General features: G+C 44.1%; 24 protein-coding genes. 6 read left to right on the forward strand and 18 right to left on the reverse strand.

Annotated features, from left to right (window positions below; all coding sequences use genetic code 11):
- Positions 1 to 62 precede the first annotated feature (62 nt).
- Positions 63 to 266 carry a hypothetical protein gene (locus tag FXO21_RS28955; RefSeq protein ID WP_149639851.1) on the forward strand — a complete coding sequence of 68 codons (204 nt, stop codon included), beginning with the start codon at positions 63 to 65 and terminating at the stop codon, positions 264 to 266.
- Positions 267 to 453: 187 nt separating this feature from the next.
- Here the strand turns inward: FXO21_RS28955 and FXO21_RS09450 are convergent, their stop codons facing one another.
- The 6 genes from FXO21_RS09450 to FXO21_RS09480 form a co-directional block, all read right to left on the reverse strand.
- The gene (locus tag FXO21_RS09450) at positions 454 to 2,211 is read right to left on the reverse strand and encodes a tetratricopeptide repeat protein (protein ID WP_149639852.1); all 1,758 of its coding nucleotides are present in this window, start codon (positions 2,209 to 2,211) and stop codon (positions 454 to 456) included.
- A gap of 76 nt (positions 2,212 to 2,287) precedes the next feature.
- Positions 2,288 to 3,271: a substrate-binding domain-containing protein gene (locus FXO21_RS09455; protein ID WP_225865633.1), complete on the reverse strand. Its 984-nt coding sequence runs from the start codon at positions 3,269 to 3,271 to the stop codon at positions 2,288 to 2,290.
- Positions 3,272 to 3,465: 194 nt separating this feature from the next.
- The gene (locus tag FXO21_RS09465; RefSeq protein WP_149639855.1) at positions 3,466 to 4,290 is read right to left on the reverse strand and encodes an energy transducer TonB; all 825 of its coding nucleotides are present in this window, start codon (positions 4,288 to 4,290) and stop codon (positions 3,466 to 3,468) included.
- 30 nt (positions 4,291 to 4,320) lie between these two features.
- Positions 4,321 to 4,905, reverse strand: coding sequence for an ExbD/TolR family protein (locus FXO21_RS09470; RefSeq protein ID WP_149639856.1), 585 nt, complete (start codon positions 4,903 to 4,905; stop codon positions 4,321 to 4,323).
- Between the two features lie 38 nt (positions 4,906 to 4,943).
- A complete protein-coding gene (locus tag FXO21_RS09475; RefSeq protein ID WP_149639857.1) occupies positions 4,944 to 5,558 on the reverse strand; it encodes an ExbD/TolR family protein in 615 nt (204 codons plus the stop codon).
- 62 nt (positions 5,559 to 5,620) lie between these two features.
- Positions 5,621 to 6,460, reverse strand: coding sequence for a MotA/TolQ/ExbB proton channel family protein (locus tag FXO21_RS09480; RefSeq protein ID WP_149639858.1), 840 nt, complete (start codon positions 6,458 to 6,460; stop codon positions 5,621 to 5,623).
- 625 nt (positions 6,461 to 7,085) lie between these two features.
- Here FXO21_RS09480 and gatC point away from each other — a divergent pair.
- Complete coding sequence (gatC, locus tag FXO21_RS09485; protein WP_149639859.1) at positions 7,086 to 7,373, forward strand: Asp-tRNA(Asn)/Glu-tRNA(Gln) amidotransferase subunit GatC; 288 nt, start codon at positions 7,086 to 7,088, stop codon at positions 7,371 to 7,373.
- A gap of 15 nt (positions 7,374 to 7,388) precedes the next feature.
- Here gatC and FXO21_RS09490 read toward each other — a convergent pair whose 3' ends face one another.
- From FXO21_RS09490 to ruvX, 3 genes are read right to left on the reverse strand one after another with little or no spacing between them, the layout of a single operon-like run.
- Complete coding sequence (locus FXO21_RS09490) at positions 7,389 to 8,180, reverse strand: amidohydrolase (RefSeq protein WP_149639860.1); 792 nt, start codon at positions 8,178 to 8,180, stop codon at positions 7,389 to 7,391.
- A gap of 36 nt (positions 8,181 to 8,216) precedes the next feature.
- Positions 8,217 to 8,804, reverse strand: a complete 588-nt coding sequence (gene def / locus FXO21_RS09495) for a peptide deformylase (protein ID WP_149639861.1) — start codon at positions 8,802 to 8,804, stop codon at positions 8,217 to 8,219.
- A 22-nt stretch (positions 8,805 to 8,826) separates the two neighbouring features.
- The gene (ruvX, locus tag FXO21_RS09500) at positions 8,827 to 9,258 is read right to left on the reverse strand and encodes a Holliday junction resolvase RuvX (RefSeq protein ID WP_149639862.1); all 432 of its coding nucleotides are present in this window, start codon (positions 9,256 to 9,258) and stop codon (positions 8,827 to 8,829) included.
- Positions 9,259 to 9,375: 117 nt separating this feature from the next.
- Between ruvX and recJ the strand changes: the two genes are divergently transcribed.
- Together recJ and lptB are read left to right on the forward strand one after the other, a co-directional pair.
- Positions 9,376 to 11,088, forward strand: coding sequence for a single-stranded-DNA-specific exonuclease RecJ (gene recJ, locus FXO21_RS09505; protein WP_149639863.1), 1,713 nt, complete (start codon positions 9,376 to 9,378; stop codon positions 11,086 to 11,088).
- A 30-nt stretch (positions 11,089 to 11,118) separates the two neighbouring features.
- The gene (gene lptB, locus FXO21_RS09510; protein WP_149639864.1) at positions 11,119 to 11,850 is read left to right on the forward strand and encodes an LPS export ABC transporter ATP-binding protein; all 732 of its coding nucleotides are present in this window, start codon (positions 11,119 to 11,121) and stop codon (positions 11,848 to 11,850) included.
- Positions 11,851 to 12,194: 344 nt separating this feature from the next.
- Here the strand turns inward: lptB and FXO21_RS09515 are convergent, their stop codons facing one another.
- Both FXO21_RS09515 and recO read right to left on the reverse strand, forming a co-directional pair.
- Positions 12,195 to 12,899, reverse strand: coding sequence for a hypothetical protein (locus tag FXO21_RS09515; protein WP_149639865.1), 705 nt, complete (start codon positions 12,897 to 12,899; stop codon positions 12,195 to 12,197).
- A 66-nt stretch (positions 12,900 to 12,965) separates the two neighbouring features.
- The gene (recO, locus tag FXO21_RS09520; protein ID WP_149639866.1) at positions 12,966 to 13,661 is read right to left on the reverse strand and encodes a DNA repair protein RecO; all 696 of its coding nucleotides are present in this window, start codon (positions 13,659 to 13,661) and stop codon (positions 12,966 to 12,968) included.
- A gap of 294 nt (positions 13,662 to 13,955) precedes the next feature.
- Between recO and FXO21_RS09525 the strand changes: the two genes are divergently transcribed.
- The gene (locus tag FXO21_RS09525) at positions 13,956 to 15,848 is read left to right on the forward strand and encodes an amidophosphoribosyltransferase (RefSeq protein WP_149639867.1); all 1,893 of its coding nucleotides are present in this window, start codon (positions 13,956 to 13,958) and stop codon (positions 15,846 to 15,848) included.
- 106 nt (positions 15,849 to 15,954) lie between these two features.
- The gene (locus FXO21_RS09530) at positions 15,955 to 16,470 is read left to right on the forward strand and encodes a DUF6265 family protein (protein WP_149639868.1); all 516 of its coding nucleotides are present in this window, start codon (positions 15,955 to 15,957) and stop codon (positions 16,468 to 16,470) included.
- A gap of 53 nt (positions 16,471 to 16,523) precedes the next feature.
- On the opposite strand, the gene FXO21_RS09535 is transcribed toward FXO21_RS09530, so the two are convergent.
- The 7 genes from FXO21_RS09535 to FXO21_RS09565 all read right to left on the reverse strand — a co-directional run bounded on the left by FXO21_RS09535 (position 16,524) and on the right by FXO21_RS09565 (position 24,487).
- Positions 16,524 to 16,970 carry a DMT family transporter gene (locus FXO21_RS09535; protein WP_149639869.1) on the reverse strand — a complete coding sequence of 149 codons (447 nt, stop codon included), beginning with the start codon at positions 16,968 to 16,970 and terminating at the stop codon, positions 16,524 to 16,526.
- Between the two features lie 8 nt (positions 16,971 to 16,978).
- Complete coding sequence (gene nuoK, locus FXO21_RS09540; RefSeq protein ID WP_149639870.1) at positions 16,979 to 17,290, reverse strand: NADH-quinone oxidoreductase subunit NuoK; 312 nt, start codon at positions 17,288 to 17,290, stop codon at positions 16,979 to 16,981.
- Positions 17,287 to 17,808 carry an NADH-quinone oxidoreductase subunit J family protein gene (locus FXO21_RS09545; RefSeq protein WP_149643436.1) on the reverse strand — a complete coding sequence of 174 codons (522 nt, stop codon included), beginning with the start codon at positions 17,806 to 17,808 and terminating at the stop codon, positions 17,287 to 17,289. Before FXO21_RS09545 ends, nuoK begins: the two co-directional genes overlap by 4 nt.
- Before the next feature lie 34 nt (positions 17,809 to 17,842).
- Positions 17,843 to 19,111 (reverse strand): 4Fe-4S binding protein, encoded by a 1,269-nt coding sequence (locus FXO21_RS09550; RefSeq protein WP_225865635.1) that lies wholly within the window; start codon positions 19,109 to 19,111, stop codon positions 17,843 to 17,845.
- A gap of 131 nt (positions 19,112 to 19,242) precedes the next feature.
- Positions 19,243 to 20,490, reverse strand: coding sequence for a glycosyltransferase family 4 protein (locus FXO21_RS09555; protein WP_149639871.1), 1,248 nt, complete (start codon positions 20,488 to 20,490; stop codon positions 19,243 to 19,245).
- Complete coding sequence (locus tag FXO21_RS09560; protein WP_149639872.1) at positions 20,490 to 22,385, reverse strand: heparinase II/III family protein; 1,896 nt, start codon at positions 22,383 to 22,385, stop codon at positions 20,490 to 20,492. Before FXO21_RS09560 ends, FXO21_RS09555 begins: the two co-directional genes overlap by 1 nt.
- Positions 22,386 to 22,387: 2 nt before the next feature.
- On the reverse strand, positions 22,388 to 24,487 hold the full coding sequence (locus tag FXO21_RS09565; protein WP_149639873.1) for a bi-domain-containing oxidoreductase: 2,100 nt from the start codon (positions 24,485 to 24,487) through the stop codon (positions 22,388 to 22,390).
- Between the last annotated feature and the right edge of the window lie 94 nt (positions 24,488 to 24,581).

Here is a 24,581-nt window from a genome sequence, read left to right on the forward strand (position 1 = left end):
TAGCGATTGCTATGCTCGGTATACTTTTTAACCGACCCTAAACCACAAAATTACATAATCATATGGCCTCGATGCTTGAATACATTAAAATTATTCTGCAAAAAGTTAGCTTCGATCGGAGATTGTTTGAAAAAGAGTTGAGAAAGGCGATTCGCATGTTGATGCCAGCTGAGGTAAAGCGTTTGAGACAATGGTGCTATGATCATTATGCAACAGTACATTTGCCGGTACTTAATACCTGTTTCTCAAGAGTAACTCCCATCTAGGGCAAAAGAATTACCCAAGTTCCTTCAGATAAGCGATTGTCGTTAATAAAAATCCTCGCCAGCTAGACGCTGGCGAGGATTTTTATTAACGATCGCAGAAGCTCATCAATTAAGCAGCATGCTTCTATCAAAAAGACAAATAAAAATGGTCGCCTCAGTTACCTGGGCGACCTGTACAATGTTGTACTTAATTCTTCTTTGGAGCCGGTGCTTTCGCTTTGCCGGTAGCTGGCTGCTCGGCAGGTGTTGCTACTGCTAGGCCCAGCGCCTCTTTTGCGGCAGCATTATCGGGATCTACGGCAAGAAGCTTCTCCCAATAGCCTTTCGCCTTTGCCGGATCGTTTAATGTCGTCTGACTATAAAATGCCAGGTAACTATATGCGAGTCTCAGATAAGACTTAAATTTAGAAGGATCCGGGTCTTTTTCGACAAGCTCTGTTAATTTCTGGTAATAAGGTGCGGAAATGCCCTTGTCAACGTTCTCTTGTCTGTCGTAAGCATTATAAAGAGAACTCGCTCTCCAATAGTATCCATAAGGCCAATCCGGAAGCTTTTGTGTCACTATGGCAAAAATCGAATCTGCTTTTAGATACAGACCCTTCTTGTCCATTGCGATTTTCGCGCTGTCAGCGAAATTAGAATCAGCCGAGGTGGGCACAACGAAGCTTGACGCATATTGGAAGTTGGACAAACCGTGGTAGTAATAGTCATTTGCGCTTGCTTTTGCAGTATCGAGTGCGATACCCTTTGCAAATGCACTGGCAGCGTTTGGATAGTCTTTCGCAGCGAAATAAAGCGTTGCCACTTCTTTGTAAGTATTTGCCGCCTCACTTTTGCTTGTATCCATATCAGCGCCTTTCAACATATATAGGACGCCTGTTGAATCGTAGCCTTTTTCGCCACCTGCTTTTTGATTATAGGCACGGCCAAGATACTTATAATCATCTCCGATCAATTTGTCCGGAGCGACTTTCATAAACTCATTCAGGTTTTCGATTGCCTTGTCAGGTTCATTTTGCTTGAAATAAGACCAGCCGTACATCCGTAGTGTAATCGGATTGTTGATTTTTCCTTTAATCTCTTCCAACAACTGCAATGATTTAGCATAATCATCAGCTGTAAACGCAAACTGGGCTGCGCGCAACTTCATTTCAGGGTCCGTGGTACCGCTTTTCTGGATGAAAAGGTCAAAGTTTTCAGCAGCTTGCTTGTACTTTTGAGCGAAAAAATAGAGCTCGGCTAGGTCCTTATATGCAGGAGCAAAATTAGCGTCAGCTTCAATCGCCTTTTTGTAGTTTTCTAGGGCAAGATTATAGTTTTTTCCGCGCAGGTAGATCTGGCCGATACGATTATGAGCAACGGCGTAATTGGGTTTCGCAGTTAACGCATATTCATAAGCAGTGACAGCATTTCCACCCTCATTACGAAGCATTAATGCATCACCTTTCGCAATGTAGGCATCAGCAAGATTTTTGTCCCTTTTTACCGCTTCGTCCAAAAGTCTGATTGCCTCGGCCGGATCATTTTGCTTTTCGAAAAGCGTATAGGCTTCTCCAATTCTATACAAAACCTCAGCATCTTTCTTTTTCTTCTTCTCAGCTTCATCGAACAGTTCTTTCGCTTTCGCTCTGTCTCCTTTTCCCAATGCTACTGTTCCAAGACCAACTTTATTCAGGTACGATTTATCATCCACCTGCAAGCCCTTTTCAAAGGCTTTCTGCGCTTCGTCCAACTGGTTGGTTTTTATATAGTAATAACCAAGATAATATTGGTTATCGGCCGATGGACTGCCTTCAGCAAGTTTTTTGAATAAATCCCCTGCTTCATTGTAACGTTCTCCGTGTATCAATGCTAAGCCATCCTGTACCGTTTGTGCTTTTAAATTCACAAACGCCAATAATCCAAATACCAGTGCTACTAATTTCAATCTCATGTTTCTGTTCATTTTTTACCCGGTTAAAATAGTGATAAAAAATTTGGCTTTTTCAATAACAAATCCAAATCTATTAAAATTGTTTAGTTTAAAAGTTCTGCCCGGTAGTGACTTCAAGTTCACGCGGATAAGGTATTGTCGGCAATAAGCCCATTTTCTGAATGATCAAACCACCAACATCCCTGGCAATATAAGTCATCAAACCACCTCCCAGACCTGAATATCCTTCTCTGCTTATGATATACAAATCTCTGAACAGTGGATACCTCTTAAATTCCAATCCACTCTGAAATGGTTGAATATAGTCCGATAACGAATCTGGACTTGCCTTTTTGGAGACACCCATCACATGAATCCCTTTCGATAATTCTTCGGAGGCCAGGGAATGCCCGTCGCTGATCCAGTTTACACCAATAAACCCCAGGTGCAAAGGATTTTTTCTGACATCCTCAATTACCTTTTCATTAGAACCTGCTGAAATTATCCTCAGTTTGCTAATATCTTTAACCTTGAACTTATCGAGAACGTAATTAAGATTACTAGCATTCGCGTTGTCAAATACCAGTGTTATTAACCCGCTCTGGTTTCCACCCTTCAGTTGTGACCAATCCTTTATTCTTCCTTCCACAATGCCCTGAATTTCAGACATTGTAATAAGACTATCGGCATTGGCTTTGCTTATTACTAAAGCCAATCCATCGGTAGCAATGTGCTGAAACTTCTGACTGCTTTTTTGCTTTCTAATGATTTCCAGCTCACGCTCATTAAGCTGTCTTGTAGCAAATATGATTCGTGCGCTGTCGTTAAGAAGCTGCCTTATAGCCTCTTGCTCAGGCTTGTAGTCAATTTTGAAGTGCGTATTTGGGTATATACCCTCATAGGCATTGGTCAGTGAATTGACAAGAGGCTTAAAGGATTCGTCGGAAGCTATTGTGATAGTCCCCTGCCGCGGATTGTCCAGACTTTCTCCTCCTGACCCACATCTTATGAGACCGAAGAAGCCAAGTAATCCACAACTTAACAGACCTAATGCCCTCAATTTCATGACTCTTCCTGATTTCTTCGTCTCCATACCCGGTATCCTCTATAGGCACCGTATAAAATAAGTGTGCCAGCAAAAGCGTATCTGGCCGTACTGCCAATTGGTAACAACCTAAAAGACAAGGAGGAGAGGATCAAAAAGACCCCTCCTCCTATGTATGTCACAGCCATTAACACAGAGGTCAGATCACCGATCTTCTCATGCAATGGTTTTTCCCTCATGAGTTACTCCAGTTGGAAATTGATCGGCAGGTTATACTTAACACGAACTGCACGTCCTGATTGCTTTCCTGGTTTCCACTTCGGCATTGCTTTCACAACACGGATAGCTTCTTCATCGCAACCAAAACCAAGTCCTTTTAACACTGCCACATCCTGGATACTTCCGTCCGTATTAACAACGAACGACATAAAAACTCTTCCGGAAACGTTAGCGCGAGAAGCTGCACTAGGATACTTAATGTTCTTTCCCAGGTATTTGTACATTTCTGCAGTACCTCCCGGAAATTCCGGTTGCTGCTCAACCACCGTAAATACCTTCTCAGGTTCAGGTGCAGCTTCAACTACTGTACCTTTGCTCGGAGCTGCGACAGCCTCAGGAGCTACAATGATTTCATTTGCATTAGGATCACCTTCGATTGTTTTGTCTGCTACAACAGCTTCTTTAATTTCTTCAACTGTTGGAGGCGGAACTTCTTCAGGTACTTCCTCATCCTTTTTTACTTCCGGAGGCAAGAACTTCACTGTATTCACCTTAGGCTGCTCAACTGGCGGCGGTGGTGGCGGTGGTGGTTCTGCCGGGTCAATTGGCGGCGGTGGTATTTTCATTAAATCCACTTCAACCATTACTTCCTCTTCCTCCTTGCCCGCTGTCAATTTATTTATGATTGACGGAGTAAACATGGCAAGCACAAAGAGTACAGCTCCGATTAAAGTAGCCTTCGTAACATCTGCACGATAGCCTCTACGAAGTTCAAATGCACCGTACGCCTTATTACGATCCGCAAACACTATGTCGTCAAGTGTTGCATTCGGGCCTAGTTCTGCCATGGCGCGTATTGATTAATAGTTAGTTAAAAATTATTGATCTTTAGGAACAACCTTGTCACCTAATAGCTTCTTTTCCGAATCCGTCAAAGTCTCTACCAAAGCATATCTTTTAGACTTCGTGATAGCCATTTCATCCAGTACATCAACCATATTCTTATAAGTTGAAACTGCAGTTGGCTTGATCACGACCACAAAAGGATCGTTACCTTTCTCATCCTTAGGATTCGCAGCATTGATACGTTTTTGTGAAGCAAAAATTACGCTTCTTAGATCAAAACCGTAACGCGTCGTTTTCAAAGACGCTTCCGCCTTGTCATCATCAGCTGCAACTCCATCCAGATAATATACATCATCGTTAGCACCCATAAACAGGGTCAATACTTTTGATGCTTTTAAAGGTTCGGTCTTTTCCTGATCCTCCTTGTCTGTCTTATCCGGCACCGCCAGTGACATGGAAGTTGGCTTCGACATGGTTGTTGCTAGCATAAAGAATGTAATTAGCAAAAATCCCAAGTCTACCATCGGAGTCATGTCTACCCGTGTAGACATTTTCTTCGCCCGAACCTTACCGTCGCCTTTGCCGTGCCCACCACCCGATTCTTCAATTGCTGCCATTTCTTGCTTTAATTAAAAATGATTACTAATAACAACCCTTAATCGTTTGTGTAGCCGGCAGGCGCTTGCTCACTACCTGTGATCAGGTTAAACTTGTTAATGTTCTGCGACTGCAAATTTGCCAACACATCCTTAAATACGGGAAATTTCGACAAATTGTCTCCTTTCAGAGCGATACGAAGTTGGCTATTAGCCTTACGGGCCGCATAAACCCAGTCAGCGAGTTCACTGGCACCAGTTGAATCCACAGGAATACCAGGTTGTTTCACCTGAGACATCTGATCTTTTGGCATATTAAGCCAGGGCTTCAATTGGTTTAAAGGAAAACCGAAACTGGACTGAACTGCAAACTTCGCCTTTTCAGTATCCGTAAATGTGATGCCCTTGGATTGACCGATGTTATCTAACATCGCCGCTCTTACAGGCTGCGCATCAACTCCGAAGAACACTTTACCCGCTTTGTCGATACTAATGACCATGATATCATCATCTGGTACTTTGATCTGCGAAATCGAGGAAGGAGTAGTAATCTCCGCATCGTTCGACTTAAAAGTCGCAGTCATGATGAAGAAGGTCAATAGTAAGAACGCTACGTCAGTCATCGCCGTCATATCTGTATGCGGGGCGTGCTTCTTAGGTCTTACTTTTGCCATAACAAATATATAAGTTTTTTTTATATTAACGAAACCTCAATATAAAATAGTTCAAAAAACTATTAATAATGTGCAGCAAAGTTTGACTGAAGGCTCATGCCAATCTCGTCAATGCTGTAAGTAAGGTCGTCAACACGGCTGTTCAGGTAAGCATAAGAAATCGTTGCAATCGCAGAAGTACCAATTCCAAGTGCCGTATTGATAAGGGCCTCCGAGATACCAGTTGCAAGTGCAGCAGAGTCAGGAGAACCGGAAGTACCAAGAGCCGCGAAAGCTTTGATCATACCAATTACCGTTCCAAGAAGTGCCAAAAGAGTTGAAGCACCAGCAAGTGTTGCGATAATTGTCAGGTTTTTCTGAAGCATTGGAAGTTCAAGCGTAGTAGCTTCCTCGATTTCTTTCTGAAGAGCAGCCAGTTTTTGTTCTTTGTCAAGTGCAGTCTCAGTAGTCAATTGTCTGTATTTCAAAAGACCGGCTTTGATAACGTTACCAACAGAACCTTTTTGTCTATCGCATTCTTTAATTGCTTCTTCGATTTGGTTTTTGTCAAGCAGGGTTCTCACTTTACGAACGAAAGAATCAATGCTTCCTGATCCGCTCGCTTTGTTCAATGTGATCAAACGCTCGATTGTAAAAGTTAATACGATTAGGAAACAGGTCATCAAAATTGGTACGATAGGACCTCCTTTGTAAACGATTCCGTAGTAGTCACCGTCTATCGGGCCTTTTGCATGATCACCATCTTTGAAGTGCTCAGGAGCTCCCAGCACGAAAATGTAAACGCATAATGCAATCGCAAATAGTAGAGGGATTACCAATGCCGGGTTTAAACCGCCTTTGCCTTTTGTTGCCGCCGCGGCAGGCTTAGGAGCAGGTGCCGGACTTGTAGCTTTCTTTTCCATCAGACTTACTTTTAAAGGTTAAATTGAGATTTTGGTTGTGAATTAAATAAAATTTTTGGTAAAAACTGGTTTTGGTAAAATAAAATTTCGATCGCTTTTTTCAGTTATCGTCATCTACAAAAGTATGAGTTTTCCTTTTAAAAAAAAGCAAGCTTTTCGTCAGATTTTTTATTCCAATTCGGATTGCTCCTATCCGAAATTGTATATTTTGAAGATTAAGCTGCAAGCTATTTTAGTAATAAATCTAAGTTTAATACTCATTTCGCCAAAAAAATACCCGAGTATCAAACAGTTACAAAATTGCACTCTTTAAGCCAAAGTCCCTATACATGTTTCTCCGGTCGCCTAATTGCATTTCAAAATATTTTAACATTAACCAGAAAAAGCAAATAATATTTTTCTCCTACTAAGTGTCTTAACAACATTTTTAAAATCGGAAGCGAAACAGGACCTGCCTTTGTTAGGATATTGACAGAAAACAACATCGTTCATAATGCCTCCACCTTAAAGATTTGTCTCTAAAAAATCATCCAACACGGTCCGTAGCTAGAGCAGTTTGACAAAAATCAGGTAATTTTGGCTTTCAGCTACACTGAATATCCGAACTTAACAAATTCTTAATACAATGAAAATTGACCGGGACGCCTTGTATAAAGTTGCCCATCTGGCACGTGTGGAAATTCGTCCGGAAGAGGAAGAAGCGATTCTCAAAAGCATGGACTCAGTTCTCAATTGGATGAACCAGCTAAATGAAATAGATACAGAGGGTGTTGAACCACTTACGCATATTTCGGATGAAGTAAATGCGTGGCGCAGTGATGAGGCTTCCAATACGCTGACAAGGCCCGAAGCTCTTGCTAATGCCCCGTTAAAAAATGAGCGCTATATTATGGTACCTAAGGTGATAGAATAGTTTACAGTCTCAACTTTATCTTATTATGAATCGGTCTGCATCCAGCATTACAGGAAATGAAGTGCGGTACTCGTCCAGATCGTCTTTTGAGAAACGCACGATCTTGACTACGTCTTTATCGGCCAGCATACAGGCAGGTTCTCCCAGATAATCAAGTGCAACAGAATCGCCCTGGTATTTTAGGCCATTACCATCCTCCCCGATTCGATTGACCCCCACAACATAACACTGATTTTCGATTGCGCGCGCCTTCAGGAGTGTATTCCACGCATGCGCTCTTTTGGAAGGCCAGTTGGCCACATATATAAGAATGTCGTAGGGGTCTGAAGCAGTATTTCTGCTCCAGATCGGAAACCTGAGGTCGTAGCAGATTAGGGGTGTAATTTTCCAGCCTTTCCATTCTATCATCAGTCGGTCTGATCCGGGCTGGTAGTATAAATGCTCGTTTCCCAATGTGAAAAGATGCCGCTTATCGCTGTACAAAAAGGTCGAGTCAGGCTTCATGCAAACGGCTCGGTTATAAAAATCCCCTCCCTCACTTACTGTAAAGCTTCCGATTACCAGTGATTTCGTCTGCGCGGCAATTTGCTTCATCCACCTTGTCGTGGTGAGGTTCATCGGCTCTGCCAGCGATGTGTTCATCGTAAAGCCGGTATTAAACATTTCCGGCAATACGATCACATCAGGAGCATCAGGTACTTGCGCAATTTTCTCTTCGAGCGACGAAAGATTCGCCGTCACATCTTCCCAGTACAAGTCGGACTGCACCAATGCAACGCTTAAAGTCTCTGTGGGAATTCCCGGCATAAAACTAAGTTGACAATGTACCTTATATATATGTACCTATTTGCGATTCGGGAAACGCATCCTGTAATCTGCGTCGACATTCCCTTTTGAGATATCTGTCAGTTTCTTCTTGATAAACTGTTTCTTAAGTACCGGCAGATAATCGACGAATAACTTACCCAGTAAATGATCATATTCATGCTGAATGATCCTGGCGGCCATACCCGAATACTCCTCTTCATACTCGTTCCACTCCACGTCCCGGTACCTGATCCTCAGTGTCGACGGCCTGTAAACATCGCCTCGTATACCCGGAATACTCAAACAACCTTCTTCAAAAGCCCACTCCTCTCCACTCTCCTGCAGGATTTCAGGATTGATGAAAGTTTTTTTGAAATCAGCGAGTGACAAATCAGCTTCATCTTCGTCATCATCTTCATCCTTTTCTGCAAAAGGGGTTGCATCAACCACAAAAACCCTGATATTCATTCCTATCTGTGGGGCGGCGAGGCCTACACCATTTGCAGAGCGCATTGTTTCGAACATATCCTCAGAAAGCTTTTTCAGGTCGAGCTCGTCTTTTTCAATGAACCTGGTTGGCTTTCTTAAAATTGGATCTCCGTAGGCAACAATTGGGTAAATCATTTTATTAAAACTTGAATTGACATTATAAAAACTTTCTTCCGTTATCCCGGCTTTCCATATAGGACTGCAAAATAATGGTTGCACTTACCTTATCTATATTTCCCTTTTCTCTTCTGTCACTCTTTTTCGAGCCGGCTGAGATCATCGATTGCAATGCCATCGAGGAAGTAAACCTTTCATCGTGCGTGTGGACCGGAATTTCCGGAAAATCTTTCCGAAGCAGCTTGATGAACGCATTTACACGCGCTGCGTTCTCACTATCCGTATTATCAAGCTTTTTTGGCATTCCTACAATGAATGCCTCCAACTGTTCTTTTTCGGAATATTTTTTGATAAAGTTCCTGAGGTCGTGTGTGGCGACAGTATCCAGGGCAGTAGCTATAATTTGCAATGGATCAGTGACGGCAATGCCGCTGCGCTTAGATCCAAAATCGATTGCAAGAAGACGACCCATTTATCTTAAAGAATGTTAATAGCTTGCAAAGATAAGACCTTTCAACTAGCTTTTCCTGATGTACGAACGGATAATAGGAAGTGATCAGGCGTGAAATAATCCATCTATATTTGTATTATGATTGATAAGCGCTGGATACACCATCCCGAATTTACGCCAGACGAACAGCGGGTAGTCGGCGAACTTGCCGAATCTTTAAATGTAGACCCTTCCCTGGCTGCGCTGCTTGTACGCCGCGGTATCATGGACTTTGAACAATCCAGAACCTTCTTCCGGCCTGATTTATCCCAGATCCATGATCCTTTCCTGATGAAAGATATGGATGCCGCAGTGGAAAGACTGACAAAAGCAATTGCGAATGGTGAAAAAATCCTGATATATGGCGACTACGATGTGGATGGTACTACCTCAGTTGCAGTTTTTTACGGATTTTTGAGAAAAATTTACGCTAACCTGGACTACTATATTCCCGATCGCTATGAGGAAGGGTATGGCGTTTCGTGGCAGAGCATTGACTGGGCGGAACAAAATGGCTTTACCTTAATAGTAACACTGGATTGCGGGATCAAATCTCTTGATAAAGTTGAAGCAGCTTCAGAAAAAGGCATTGACTTTATCATCTGCGATCACCACCGCCCCGGCAACGAACTCCCTGCGGCTGTCGCGGTACTGGATCCTAAACGGGAGGATTGCTTATATCCCTACAAAGAACTGACCGGCTGCGGGGTAGGTTTCAAATTGCTGCAGGCATTCTGCATTCAGCATCACATTGACCTTGAGTCTCTTTATGAATACCTTGATCTTTTGGTCGTAAGCATCGCTTCCGACATCGTTCCGATCACAGGCGAGAACAGGATTTTTGCTTTTTATGGTTTAAAAAGGCTAAATGCTTCACCTCGTACAGGTATACGGGCACTTATACAAGTCGCGGGGATTAATGGTGCCCTCGATATTACTAACGTTGTCTTTGGATTAGGCCCAAGAATAAATGCGGCTGGCAGGATTAAGCATGCCAAGGAAGCTGTCAGACTACTGCTCTCCGAACTGGATGAAGAGGCGCTCGAGTTTGCGATGGAAATTAACAAACACAATAGTGAGCGCCGCAATTTTGACTCCAATATCACAGAGCAGGCGCTTTTCATGATCGAAAATGATACCTGGGCGGCAACTGCAAAAAGTACTGTTCTATATAAAGAAGACTGGCATAAAGGTGTAATAGGAATTGTAGCCAGCCGCTGCATTGAGAGATACCACCGACCTACCATTATTCTGACTCAGTCGCACGGTAAAGCCGCAGGATCGGCCCGCTCGGTTCCAGGATTTGACGTATATGAAGCAATTGAGGAGTGTGCAGATCTTCTGGAGCAATATGGCGGTCATACGTTCGCTGCCGGGCTAACTTTACCGCTACAAAATCTTGAAGCATTTAAATCGCGGTTCAATGAAATTGTAAGCAACCGCATTCTGCCCGATCAGCTCATACCGATGATCAATGTCGACATGCTACTGCATCTCGAAACGATTTCACCCAAGTTTTATAATGTCCTCAGACAAATGGGACCTTTTGGGCCGGGGAATATGACACCCGTGTTTGAATCCGGTTATGTGACGCTGGTAAACAGGCCGTCCCTGATGAAGGAGAAACATATTAAGTTCGATGTAAAGCAAGGCAATTCGCAGATTTATACTGCAATAGGATTTGGAATGGCACATTTTTATCCGGATATCAGTATGGGCCGGCCGTTTTCTATTTGCTATTGCCTGGAAGAAAATAACTTTCGTGACAAAAAAACGTTACAACTCTCTTTGAAAGACATTAAGCTGCATTGAAATGCGGTGCAGCCATTTGAAACAACAATCATGATACTCAGAACTGAGAACCTTGTCAAAAAATACGGGGTACGTTTAGTAAATAACAATGTAAGCTACCAGGTAGAACAAGGTGAGATCGTCGGGCTGCTTGGGCCTAATGGGGCAGGCAAAACCACTTCCTTTTATATGGCCGTAGGGCTCGTTAAGCCTAACAGTGGTAAGGTTTTTCTGGACGATAAAGATATCACCAACCTGCCAATGTACAAGCGGGCGCGGCTTGGACTGGGTTACCTCGCGCAGGAAGCATCGGTTTTTCGTTCATTGACTGTTGAAGAGAATATCAAGGCAGTACTTGAAATGACAGACCTTTCCAGAGCCGAGCAAAAGGACAAGGTTGAAGAGCTCATTGAAGAATTTCACCTTGCTCACGTTCGTAAAAGTAAAGGTATGGTACTTTCAGGAGGTGAGCGTCGCAGGACTGAGATCGCTCGTTCACTGGCAGTTGATCCTAAGTTCATTCTGCTCGACGAACCATTCGCCGGCGTCGATCCGATTGCCGTGGAAGATATTCAAAGTATAGTAGCTAAACTCAAGCATAAGAATATCGGTATCCTGATCACCGACCACAATGTGAACGAAACGCTTTCCATTACAGACCGGGCTTATTTGCTGTTTGAAGGAAAGATACTGAAACAGGGAACCGCGGAAGAACTGGCAGAAGACGAGGTAGTGCGCCGGGTATATCTCGGGCAGAATTTCGAGTTAAAAAGGAAGGTCTGAGTCGAAATAGAAAAGGGAACGCTACAAGGCATTCCCTCTCTTATAATTATTCACCATGAACTGTATTACTACTTAATACGGCTCAACTGTCCTATTTCTTGGGGCACTTCTTACAATGTTTCCCCTTTTTTTTGTACTTCTCACAGCACTTTTTGAATACGCAATCCGAGTGGTCACTGAACGATTTCATCCAGAAACTACCCTGATCAGAGGTTGTATTACATTCGCTAATCCCAAAAACACTCATTCCGTAAACAGTTAAACCTGGGCAAATGTAATACCTATTTAGAATGATTCAAATGTTTAGCGAAATTTATTTTGAATAAATCTAAATAACTCTCCCGCTATTTGATCTTTTCCCAAACTTCATGAATCCGCTTACCTTCACTGCTTTTACCGCTATGGTCCCAACGACCATTTTCAAGCTTGTGATCAAATGTCAGAGATGTCCCTACCCGGTTATTGTCTTTCGAGAAAAACTGGATATTCTCTGTATACTTTCCATCTTTAACGTTGTAAGTTCCACCGCCGGTTGCATAAAAACCTTTAACTCCCGGATCGATAGCAAACCATTGAAAACGGGTTCCAGAAAGTAATTTCAAGGTTTTTCTTGTGCCCTGCTGATGAATTTTCACAAGCCCTCCCTGCCCATCCTGTGCGCGCTCCGTGATATGCCACGCCCCGGCCATCGGGACATTAGAAGCATCATCAACCTGCATCCACACCATTGCCTCTTCATATCTTAGGGTAAGGATTTTATCCTTAACAGTAACTGTAAAAACAGTGGGAATCCCGATTTTGGCAGTATCAGCAGAATTGAATTCTGGTGTATAAGTCATCTGGTCGCCACTCATGGTAAATGGCCCTCCCTCAGTTCGCTCGAAATATTTGTTCCCAACACTATAAGATGCAATCACAAGATAATTATCCGCTACAATCAGCGTAGAGGCACTACCTGTCGGCTCTTGTGACTTCCAGGCGCCCTTTGGGACCTGCCCATAAGTGACCAATGAGATGAATAGTAATGTGGTTGTCAGTATACGTTTCATTTTTACATTATTTAAATGTTAGTATATACGTTATCAAAATTATGCCAGGTTGTTTCCGCGGTTTGGTCATCGTAAAATTTCTTTTAAAACTTCCATTGACCTGATTTCTCCCAACCCGTCCATGTGAATTTTGTAAAAGAATATCAATTTTTCCAAAATCCTTAACCGGCGGCCCCTGTCTAGGGTTATAACCGACCCGAATCCCGAAGTAAGTAACTCTCGGACTGCACCTTGCTCGACCATATCAGCCGTTTGAGGATAATTATTTCCCCTCAGTTCATTTTCCAGATCTTCCACGGTTTCAATTCCGAATCCCAGGTAAGACGCAAGCTGTGAGAGAAAATGAATGTGGAAGTTCTCAAAATGTACTTCCGCATGATCAAGATAAAGAATTGCCTCTTGCAAAAACTGGAACAAGGGTTCGTTGCTTTCTTCCTCTCTGAGCGTTTTGCCCAATATTTCCGTCACAAATAATGCCAGGCTCGACTTAATAATATCAAATGGGATCGAGCGAAAAGGGGCATAACATTTCAGTTCAGATAATCGGTGAATAGTATCCTCCTTGCTCTTGTGATAAACAACCAGATCAAGAAGTGTAAGTGGCTGAAAGAATGCTATTTTGTTGGTTTTTGATTTCGGGCTCCTAACCCCGTTCACTATATAGGTCTGTATCCCGAACGATTCCGTATAAATTTTCGCGATGATAGAGGACTCCCGGTAGCGAATGTAGCTTAAAGCAATTCCGCGGGTTTTATAAAGCATACTGAACCACTTTTTAACCAAAATTACTTATCTTTCTGTAAGATAGGTTTGTCAGCGACAGGAGTGCTATTAATATAAATTTACCATTCGGTGATTGTGATTAATCTATCGGCGTTTCAAAGAGATTCGGAAAGGGAGAAAAATCATCCGATTTTGAAATTTTTTAAGCTAAACGATTTGTACCTTTGTAAGAAATGACGAACTAAACACCCGTTAAAATTCGTTGTGTTAACATTGAGATAATACGCTTTGCATAGCTGCAAACATTCATATTTGTAACGCATTTCTCTTCTTATGAGCGACGCCATTAAGCATGAGTGCGGCATAGCACTTATCCGTCTAAGAAAGCCCTACCAACATTACATCGACAAGTATGAAACGCCCATGTACGCGGTACACAAGCTTTCAGTAATGATGGAAAAACAAGTTAACCGGGGTCAGGACGGAGCCGGTGTAGCCAACATTAAAATTGAAGTCCCTCCCGGCAAACGTTACATCAGCCGTTACAGATCCGTAGAGCCTCAGCCACTTACGGACATTTTTTCTAAAATCCACAAGAAATTCCGGAAAGGTCTCAAAAATCACAGAGACCGTGCAATGGACGCCAAATGGCTCCAGGAAAACCTTGCATTTACAGGGGAAGTGTGGCTTGGCCATTTGCGCTACGGAACGCACGGAACCAACGAAGTCGAAAATTGTCACCCCATGCTCCGCCAAAGTAACTGGAGAAGCCGGAACCTGGTCATGGCAGGCAACTTTAACATGACTAATGTGGATGAACTTTTCGGAAAACTGGTATCTCTTGGCCAGCATCCGAAAGAGAAAGTAGATACCGTAACGGTTATGGAGAAAATAGGACATTTTCTGGATGAGGAGAACCAGCGGGTGTTCGAGCGCTTCAAAGGTGTCTACGAAAATCCCACACTTTCTGATGTCATCGAAGATAATATCGATTTACAGCGGGTACTATACCGTTCCTGCCGAGATTTTGATGGCGGTTATGCGATGTGCGGCCTTACCGGCTATGGCGCATCGTTCGTAATCCGCGACCCTGCCGGCATTCGCCCGGCGTTTTATTATGCTGACGATGAGGTTGTTGTAGTAGCGTCTGAAAAACAGGCTATCAAAGCTGCATTCAATGTTGACTATGATCAGATTCTGGAAATTACTCCCGGCTCTGCATTAATTGTTGACAAAAACGGTGAGTATAACGAATTTCCAATCCTGCCTCGCCTTGAAAAACGTTCCTGCAGTTTCGAAAGGATTTATTTTTCAAGGGGTACAGATCCGAATATTTATTACGAAAGAAAGCAGTTAGGAAAATTACTGATTCCTCAAATCCTGAAGGAGATCGATTACGATCTCGAGAACACGATTTTCTCTTATATACCAAATACAGCGGAAACCGCATTCCTTGGAATGATCGAAGGTTTAGAAGAATACCTTGCCAAAAAGCGCAAACAGGCGATTATGGAGGGTATTTTGTTCGAAGAGGACCTGGAAAAGGTCTTGTCATTCCGCCCAAGGATTGAAAAGCTGGTAACAAAAGACGTAAAATCACGGACTTTCATTACCGCCGACGCTTTGCGCGACGACATGGTTTCAAGTGTTTATGATACAACGTTTGAAGTTGTCCGCAAAAACGTGGATACAGTTGTGATCATTGATGATTCCATTGTTAGGGGCACTACTCTCGAAAAAAGCATCCTCACCATGCTCGACCGCCTCAAGCCGAAAAAAATCGTTGTTGCCTCTTCGGCTCCACAGATTCGCTTCCCCGACTGTTACGGTATTGATATGTCTAAAATGAAGGACTTCGTTGCATTCAGGGCGGTTTTAAAACTGTTGGAAGAACGGGATCTGGACCATCTGCTGGAAGACGTTTACACAAAAAGTGTGACTTCCATAGCAACTAAAAATCCTTATCATACCAACTTCGTTAAAGCGCTCTATGAGCCATTTACTGACGAAGAGATATCTCAGAAAATAGCGGAAAGCATTCGTCCAAAAGACCTGAATGCGGAATTGTCTGTCGTTTTTCAAACCGTTGAAAACCTGCACAAAGCTTGCCCGGACCATTTGGGTGATTGGTACTTCACCGGAAATTACCCAACGCAGGGAGGAAATAAAGTGGTTAACAAAGCATTTGCTAACTCCTACGAAGGAAAACTCGAAAGGGCTTATTGATATGTGAAAAGCGAAAATGATAAATCAGCCGCCTTGGAAACAGGGCGGCTATTTTTTTAAAGGCTTGATTCGGCTATCTTGCCGGCTTAAAATAAACCTGTAACCAATGGTACAATTCAACAAAATCCGGTCTGCCAAGATCTGTTCCTTACTTCTCTTTTTACTGCTACTCGGCGGGGCGGTTAATGCCCAAACCGCATCCGGAACTTTAAACGACCTTAGTTTCCTCGAAGGCCACTGGCTCGGCACCTACAATGGCGGCCCGATCGAAGCTTCCTGGACTGCACCTGCGGGCGGCAACATCATGGGCTATATTCGTATGATCAAAGATGACAAACCTGCGCTTTATGAGGTATTTGCATTTGAACAAACAGAAAAAGGCCCTGTCGCAAGAGTGAAGCATTTCAAACCAGGCCTTATCGCGCTGGAGGAGAAAGATGTTTCCGACACGTACAATTTTATAGAGGCGAAAAAGAATCAGGCGCTCTTTGAGAAAGATGATATTTCTGTGCGGATTATTTACGAGAGACGCTCTCAGAACCAACTGGTTATCCAGAGAGGCAAGATGGAAAACAACAAATGGGTATTTGTAGATCTTTTTGTTTTTAACAGAATCCCTTAATTTCTCCCGTTATCAACAAAAAGGCAGCAGGCTTGTTCATTCAACTGCTGCCTTTAATTTTTTATAATCAGGTAAACTCCCGCGACGAGCAGGATAGCACCCATTATTCTGGGAAAAGAGATTTGATGCACTGCAAAGCCCTGCAAACCAAAGTGATCGATTGTCATAACGGCGACCATTTGCCCGGCAACAACCAGGCAGATCATATTGGCCGAACCAATGTGCCTGACGATCATAATAACCGTCAACACATAAAAAGCGCCCAGCGCACCGCCCATGAATCGCGTCCAGGAGATCTGTTTCAAATCACTTAAGGAAGGGACAGGATTTTGATTGAAGCAGGCAAACGCGATCAGCAGGATTACCAAACCTACAAAAAAAGAACTGATTGCAGCAAGGATAGGGTTATTGATCGATTCTCGCAGCTGTACATTGACTCCCGATTGAACCGCATTAGAAATTCCGATAAGAAAAGCTAGAAAGAGGAAAAGCCAATTCATATTGGAACCTATTTTTTCATTTCCGTTAATTCATCCGGGTCGACTGTCTTAAAATGACCGTAAACCCGCAATACGATCGCGAGCGCGACGGTCACTTCGGCAGCAGCCACTACCAAAACAAACAGGGCAAATAGCTGCCCGCTCAGCCGGTCGCTATCGTAACGGCTGAATGCGACAAGGTTGAGATTAACTGCATTGAGCATCAATTCGATACCAAGCAAAATCCCAATAAAATGCCTCTTGGTGATTGCCACCGCAAGTCCCGTAGCGAATAATACTGCAGCAACTATTAAATAATGGTATATGGTTATCGAAGTCATTTTGCCGGATTACGGTTCAAGGCAAGATATGCGGCACCAACAAGCGCCACCAGAAGTAAAACAGCGGCAATCTCAAATGGCAACAGATGTGTTGTCATCAATTCAACACCAATTGTTTTAATAGTAGATTTTCGACTGACCGCTTCACCTGACATACGAAAGTTAGCGGAGAAAATGATCCTGGTAAAAATCATCACAATGCCAAAGCCAATCAACCCTCCCCAGACTTTCCTGCTAACGGGCACATCCACCCTATTATGTCTGCTCGGACTGTCGTCTTTGATCGCTCGTTGTGTCAACATTATCCCAAATATCAGCAATACCAATATTCCTCCGACGTAGATCATAATTTGAGAAACACCCAGAAAGTCGGCGCCTGCCAAAACGAACAGTGCTGCCACTCCGAGAAACGTCAAGAACAACGCAAATGCCGCGTATATCAGGTTTTTCGAGAATAAAATGAAAAGCGCGGCCACTATCGCAAGCGTCGAAAATCCGTAAAATGCTGCTGCCTCTATTGTTTCCATTCTGTCGGTACTGTAATATTTCGGGCTATTCTTTCGGTTTGGGTTTCATCGTTGGCTTGAATGCCGGTTTGGCCGGAGCAGGTTTTTCCGAAGGAAGTTCGGCTGCCGGCTTGTCACTATCATCCTGCGAAGCCACTTTTGGCTTCATCGTTGGTTTAAAAGCTGGTTTAGCCACAACAGGGGCTTCCGCCGAAGGCTCAGCTGCTGGTTTTTCCACACTTTCTTCCGAAGCCACTTTTGGCTTCATCGTTGGTTTAAATGCAGGTTTAGCCACAACAGGGGCTTCCGCCGAAGGTTCTATTGCTGGTTTTTCATCACCTTCCTCCGAAATCACATTCGGCTTCATCATTGGCTTGAAAACCGGTTTCGGGCGCGCCGGGGCTGTTTCCGGCGCCTCAGCAACAGGTTGAATCTCAGCAACAGGTTGCTCGACGTTATTTTCCTCAGGAACAACTTTGGGCTTTAATGTCGGACGAAATGCCGGTTTAGGGACTGGGACCTCGTCAGATATTTCGCTCTTTACATTAGTATCCTCATTCGAAACTGGAGCAGCGGGATTTTTAGGTTTGAAAACCGGCCGTGCAACTGGCTTTACCTCCGCGGTTTCCTCAACAGCACTTGCCGGCTTTTCATCGGTTGCCGCAGGCTTAGGCTTCGCAGAAGGTTTGAAAACAGGACGTGCAACTGGGGCCGGAGCAACGGGCTCAGCAGCAGCGGCAGGTTTTGAAGCTGCTTTTAATGCCTCTTTTTCTTTCTGGAATTGTTCAAGCAGCTGTCGTTTTTCGTCGGCTTGCTCAGGGGTGAGATTGGAATAGTTGTAAACCATATCCCTCACATCAAACTCACTGTAATCGAATGTCTTGGTCATTGTCAGACACTCCGTCGGGCAGACTGTTGTACAAAGGCCACAGTAGCAGCACTTTGCCATATCAATATCAAACTTTGCAGCAAATAGCCGGATCGGAGAACCATCGGAGGCCCGACCGACTTCTTCTATCGCCTTGATGGGCTCGATTTCGATACAATCGACCGGACAAACTTTCACACATTTGTCACAGACAATGCAGTCGTCCATCTCATTATGTAACCGGTACCTCCCATTATCCGGTATTGGAATACTTTCCTGCGGATACTGGATCGTCACCATTCCGTCCTGCTGATCGTAAAAATCACCGGAACGAATGTCCACCAAGCTGCGTCTTTTCCGCGCATTCCAAAGATGACGCAGCGTCAGGCGCATTCCAGTGACCGTGGTGGAGATTCCTTCTGATATATTTTTGAAGTAGGTTGACAATTCGATCTATTTTAATGCACAGATACCCTACGGCAAATATAGAGTAAACTGTTTTTTAATACTGCTTCTCTAAAAACTTCTTGTCTGCTATTTCGGTTCAACATTTCCCGCCTAATCTCCGTACACTAACATTAATGCGATCGGGTGTTTAAAAGAATGGCATTAATCTGACGCAGGTACTCCTCTGCCAGTTTTTCTCTATCAAAATGTTCCCGGACAAACAGGTGCCCGTTTTCTCCGTGCCTGATTGCCAGATCCGGATCATTTAGATATTGCCTGACTTTATTTGCAAAATCCAAAGCATTTTCCGGCTCAATATAAATCCCCGCTTGTGCATATTCTACCAGATCCCTTGATGCGCCGTCTATTGCCAGCATTACGGGTTTTTTGCAGGAAAAATAGTCGAATGTTTTGTTACTGTAAATGGTCTTGAAAATGTCTGCTTTTTTTAAAACCGACATTCCGGCATCCGAGGCCCAGATATATTTCAAAACTTCTTCTTTAGGAATCGGATTCATAAATGTCAGATTGCTCAATTCAAGGGCATTAGCCATATTGATCAGCTCTGCTTTTTCGGGCCCGTCGCCGATCAATACAAAATGAGCGTTGGTATCTGACAGTAAAACAGCCGCCCCCACAATCTGCGTCAGGCAGTTGGCAACTCCGTGTGCACCTGCGTAAATCAGCACAAACCGTCCCTCCCAACCCAACTTTTTTCGAAATGCGCTTCTATTTATTGTTCCCATCACAAAATCCGCGAGGCGGGAGTCGGCTGCATTTGGTATTACTATGATTTTCTCGCTTGAAATTTGCTTGAAGCGTATCAAATGCTTTTTGAATGCAGGTGTGAGGACAGTAATCAGCTCGGCGTTTCGATACAAAAAACCTTCCAGCCAAAGCGATAATTTGATCAATATCCTATTTTTCAGCACACCGGTTTCCACCGCTGACTCAGGCCATAAGTCCCTGACTTCAAATACAAAAGGTATATTTTTGACAAAGGAAATGAACCATCCGGCCAGGCCAACAAACAGAGGCGGTGAAGTGACTATTACAACATCACATGTGCCGCGGACATAAAATATCCCTGCAAACAGTGCAGAAAAAACAAAAGAGAAATATCCCCAAAGGCGTCCCAAAAACCCGGAATGGTAATTACGCGACACCAGGCATCTGATAACTTTCGCTCCGCCGGAACTGGTATATTCTTCAAACCACGGCTTTTTCCCAGCTTTGAAATCGGACATATAATGCACATTCCCTGCAAGTACTGTCACTTCGTGACCGCTATTGATCCAGGCCCTGGTCATTTCATTCCACCTGGCTCCTCCACCTTCGTGATCTTTCAGAAAAAACTGATGTATCAATAGTATATGCATCAGGCTGATCCGGTTTCACGAATCTCCGTACGGATGTAATCGCCTTCAATCAAAAAAGTTACCCTGGCCACCTGCTTTTTTTGACCGTAAGTTTCAGCGTACCAGCCTGTGCCTATTTCGGGATAAATTTCCTTCCCGGCGCTATTCTGCGCCTTAATCCGATAGTTCTCAAAAAATTGGTCGTAAGGGTGCCAGATTTGCCGCAGCTCCATACGGTCCGGTAAATTTTCAATCCAGTCTTCTATCAGCCAATGCAATTCATTATTTCGCCTGGATACTTTTCTTTTATGAATAATGCCTTTTTTGATAGAGGAATATCCTTCAAACTCGCCATACATAGTCACAAGGCCATTTTCTTCACAGATATTTCCGGTGGCTTTCGTAACCCAGTGAGACCACATAAATCTTGGGCCTTTTAACATTTGGCTGTGCGAACCAGGCATAACCGTGTTATGAGAAGCCGTCCCCGAAAAATAATCTGTCCATTCCGGATCAGTATTATAGGAATAGGTACCTGCATCGCGCATAACATTCTGACCGTTTACCCAAATGTCCAGGTGCAGATTATCTGCCTGAAAAGGTCGGTTCCTGTATTTAGCGCATCGCAATAAAGTAATGCTGCCCCCATCCCGCGCAATGAAGTATCCACCGTCAGCATAGCTCGTAACATTCTCGCGTACGATTCGCCCCGGTTCGCCTGCAGGCTTGATCCCAAACCATTCGCTATCCTCCTTCCAGGCGCCGTCACGGTAACCCAGATCAATATTCAGGATGTTTGCCAGTGTATGTAACTGCGGCCGGAAATCCCGGTAGTGACTTGCCGATAGCGGGAAAAATAAGGCACCATCGTTATGTCCGGCATTCGGAAGCCACCCGGTGATACCGTCCTGACACATTACCAGAAACCGAAGCGATTTTCTGACTTTCTGGTAAACCTTTTCACTCAAGTTGTCCCTGTTGACCTCACCAAGGCGTAATGCCCAGGAAAGCAGCTGCACCACAACACGCTGGTAATTGGTAGAAAATTGAATATAGGTGCCATCCTCAAAAATCTGAGTTTCGATCTCATTTTCGAACCATTGCTTGCCACTTCTTTTCCAAACGGAACTTTGAGGAAAGAAGGGAAACAACATCCCGGTAGAATACAGCGCCAGCGACTCTGTGAGTGTGTGGTTATTATGCAATGCTATGCGTGAAAAACGCATATGATCCTGCACCCTGCGCATTTGATTAAAGATACTATCCGCGATTTTGCTGAAAATGCGCTGATCCAGATGAGCTGAAAACTGATAATAATAGAGCGCAAATGTCCAGTTCAATACCCTTAACGCAATTTCCTGACTGCACCGCCAGTTGGGCCCCAGATCGACAGGGTTACTATCAATCCAATCCTCAATCTTACCGAATACGAACTGCGCCTGATCTTTTCCTTCATGATAATCGTAGCGGATCAGATCATACAGGAAACAAAAGCGTGACTTCTCCCATACATATTTTATATCTCCTGCCTGTCGCGACAGGTCGGGAATTTTAGACCAGTGCTGTTCGGGATCGTAGGAATATCCATTCTTAGGGTTCGTATGCCAATCCGCCATTTTCAACCATTCCGAGCTGAAAAATGAGTATTGATCTTTTTTAATTTTTTCAACGCTTGCCCTTAAATTTTCTGGCGCTTTGGTCTTCGTTATCAAAAGATTGTGGGGATCAAAAAGAAATTGAATCTTCTGATCTCTCCACGCAGCAATGCTAACCCGATAATGCCGGAGATTTTTTCTTGAAAACAGAACGTGCCGAAAAGCTATCCTACGTTCTATTTCGTAGTAAATACGAAGCATTACGTAGCGCAACCCCATTGTTTTAATTTGCTGATAAACAATGTTTAGCGATGTCTTCATTCTTATACGTAAATCCAACCTGACTCGTTTAAGCTATTCATTGCTGCAAATGTGGACCTGGTTGTATTGATAATTTCTTGCATAGGAACAGGCGCTTCACCTCCGTCCTTTACTGCTTTTACTACTCGATCGAATTGATTTCTATGCCCTTTATCCTGCCCGGATTTCATTTTGGTAAAAGAATTGAATCCGTAACCGGTTAGACATTTGAAATCATCGAGTACCAGCGACCGGCCTGATGAATGCACTTCCAGGCGCTCCTTCTGATAAAAATGGTGACCGTTTGAAAAATAATTAATTACTCCGGAGGACCCGTTTGCAAGACGAACCAGCATACTTACATTTTCCCTATCCTGACCTGGTGCTACCGGCAATGCATTGCTGCACACAGCGACGATGTGCGATTGAGTCAGATAAGATAGCAAATCGATAAAATGGCAGCATTCCCCCACTATCCTTCCACCGCCTATATTCCGGTATTTGAGCCAGGCAGTGTCAGGCAGCTTTCCTGCATTGACTGTAATAACCACATGCATCAAACTATTTCCCAACAGCTGTCGCATTTTTAAAATGAAGGGGGAAAACCTGCGGTTAAAACCTACTATGAGCATTTTCCCGGACAATTTCCAGGCATCAACAACTTGGTCCAGCTCTCCCTGAAAAATGACTAACGGCTTCTCTACGAAAACGTGCTTACCAGCTTGCAAACCTTGAATTACATGCTGTGCGTGCTCATTATGCCTGGTTGCGATCATCACCAGATCGACTTCTGAATCTTCCAAAATATCTTGATAACCATTTACTGCCATCGGTATCCTGTATTTTCCGGCCAGCTCCGATGCATTGAGTCCGTTTGCACTGGAAATGTATTTGATCGCCGCGCCTTTCAACAGCGGCAGCAGGGTTTGCCTGGTAAAATTTCCGGCGCCAATAATACCAATAACTGCTTCTGTCGGTTCGAAAAGGATCTCTTTTACGGGTGTATTGACAGGAAGGTCCGGCATGGAAGGATATTCGATCACAGTCACAACATTCGATTTTAGATCATTTCCATAAATAGCCGCCGCATTTTCCAATGCGACCTTTTTTTGAATAATTGTTCTGACATCGAGCGCGCCTGACTGCAGCAGATCTAATACCGCCCTTAGATTTCGGTTTTCTGTCCACCGCACGAATGGAAGCGGATAGTCAATACCCTGCTCCTCATATTTTGGATCATATCTACCGGGGCCGTATGAGCACGAAACCTGTAAAGTCAGCTCTTTTTCATAAAAATCAGCGCGGCGGAGATTCATCCCGACAGACCCGATGACGACAATTTTTCCGCGCTTTCGCGAAATATGGGCAGCCTGTCGCACGATCGAATCCGAAGGAGCAGAGGCCGTTATGATCACCCCGTCGACACCTTGCCCTTCCGTCAATTCCAAAATTTGATTCTCGACCGACGCTCTTTGGGGATTTAACACGATCAAACCGTTCGCGCTCGCTTCCAATACCCTCTCTTCATCCGTTTCAATCCCTATTATCCGACATCCGCTGGCGCGTAATAGGCTCACTGTCAGCTGACCGATAAGACCAAGTCCCGTCACGGCCACCGTCTCGCCCAATGCAGGTCCCAGCAGCCTGATCCCCTGCAAGCCGACGGATGCGAGAATGGTAAAAACGGCTTCCTCGTCCGGCACATTTTCCGGCACCCTGGCGGCTAGATGTGCAGGCACACACACGATTTCCGCGTGGCAACCATTGCTAACTACGCGGTCGCCCTTTTGCAGGTTTTGTACGCCTTCACCCACCGCTATTACTTCTCCAAACTGGCAGTATCCCAGCGGCATCAGTTGATCGAGCTTGTTGGACAACATATTAACAGTGCTGATCAAGCCCTGAGAGCGGATTTTGACGATTGCCTGATTTAATTTATCAGTTTGCCGGAAAGCTTTGGAGAGTAAAGATGCTTTTCCGAAATCGACTAGCATCCGCTCCGTCCCGGCGGAAATGATGCTTTTGCGGGTTTTGATGAGCACATAACCCTTTTTTAGAATAGGCACTGGTACCTCCCGTAGCAGGACTTCCCCCGTGCGCAGCCTGATTGCCAGTTGTTTCATATGAATAGTGTGTGGTTTGTTGGCAGGAGGTGACTAATTTGCCAACCCCTCCGGGAAACTTGGGTTCAATAATTTCCTAAATTCCCGTTTTCAA

Origin of the sequence: Dyadobacter sp. UC 10 (assembly GCF_008369915.1) — a bacterium.
Taxonomy (GTDB): Bacteria; Bacteroidota; Bacteroidia; order Cytophagales; family Spirosomataceae; genus Dyadobacter.

Bases quoted from the DNA above. Each gene is read 5' to 3' on its own strand.
- FXO21_RS09530 (WP_149639868.1), top strand. From the start codon at position 15,955: ATGGTACAATTCAACAAAATCCGGTCTGCCAAGATCTGTTCCTTACTT.
- FXO21_RS09450 (WP_149639852.1), bottom strand. From the start codon at position 2,211: ATGAACAGAAACATGAGATTGAAATTAGTAGCACTGGTATTTGGATTA.
- ruvX (WP_149639862.1), bottom strand. From the start codon at position 9,258: ATGGGTCGTCTTCTTGCAATCGATTTTGGATCTAAGCGCAGCGGCATT.
- FXO21_RS09555 (WP_149639871.1), bottom strand. From the start codon at position 20,490: ATGCATATACTATTGATACATCAGTTTTTTCTGAAAGATCACGAAGGT.
- FXO21_RS09475 (WP_149639857.1), bottom strand. From the start codon at position 5,558: ATGGCAAAAGTAAGACCTAAGAAGCACGCCCCGCATACAGATATGACG.
- FXO21_RS09455 (WP_225865633.1), bottom strand. From the start codon at position 3,271: ATGGAGACGAAGAAATCAGGAAGAGTCATGAAATTGAGGGCATTAGGT.
- FXO21_RS09525 (WP_149639867.1), top strand. From the start codon at position 13,956: ATGAGCGACGCCATTAAGCATGAGTGCGGCATAGCACTTATCCGTCTA.
- FXO21_RS09560 (WP_149639872.1), bottom strand. From the start codon at position 22,385: ATGAAGACATCGCTAAACATTGTTTATCAGCAAATTAAAACAATGGGG.
- nuoK (WP_149639870.1), bottom strand. From the start codon at position 17,290: ATGACTTCGATAACCATATACCATTATTTAATAGTTGCTGCAGTATTA.
- FXO21_RS28955 (WP_149639851.1), top strand. From the start codon at position 63: ATGGCCTCGATGCTTGAATACATTAAAATTATTCTGCAAAAAGTTAGC.
- FXO21_RS09490 (WP_149639860.1), bottom strand. From the start codon at position 8,180: ATGCCGGGAATTCCCACAGAGACTTTAAGCGTTGCATTGGTGCAGTCC.
- lptB (WP_149639864.1), top strand. From the start codon at position 11,119: ATGATACTCAGAACTGAGAACCTTGTCAAAAAATACGGGGTACGTTTA.
- FXO21_RS09565 (WP_149639873.1), bottom strand. From the start codon at position 24,487: ATGAAACAACTGGCAATCAGGCTGCGCACGGGGGAAGTCCTGCTACGG.
- def (WP_149639861.1), bottom strand. From the start codon at position 8,804: ATGATTTACCCAATTGTTGCCTACGGAGATCCAATTTTAAGAAAGCCA.
- gatC (WP_149639859.1), top strand. From the start codon at position 7,086: ATGAAAATTGACCGGGACGCCTTGTATAAAGTTGCCCATCTGGCACGT.
- FXO21_RS09470 (WP_149639856.1), bottom strand. From the start codon at position 4,905: ATGGCAGCAATTGAAGAATCGGGTGGTGGGCACGGCAAAGGCGACGGT.
- FXO21_RS09465 (WP_149639855.1), bottom strand. From the start codon at position 4,290: ATGGCAGAACTAGGCCCGAATGCAACACTTGACGACATAGTGTTTGCG.
- FXO21_RS09480 (WP_149639858.1), bottom strand. From the start codon at position 6,460: ATGGAAAAGAAAGCTACAAGTCCGGCACCTGCTCCTAAGCCTGCCGCG.
- FXO21_RS09515 (WP_149639865.1), bottom strand. From the start codon at position 12,899: ATGAAACGTATACTGACAACCACATTACTATTCATCTCATTGGTCACT.
- recJ (WP_149639863.1), top strand. From the start codon at position 9,376: ATGATTGATAAGCGCTGGATACACCATCCCGAATTTACGCCAGACGAA.
- FXO21_RS09535 (WP_149639869.1), bottom strand. From the start codon at position 16,970: ATGAATTGGCTTTTCCTCTTTCTAGCTTTTCTTATCGGAATTTCTAAT.
- recO (WP_149639866.1), bottom strand. From the start codon at position 13,661: ATGCTTTATAAAACCCGCGGAATTGCTTTAAGCTACATTCGCTACCGG.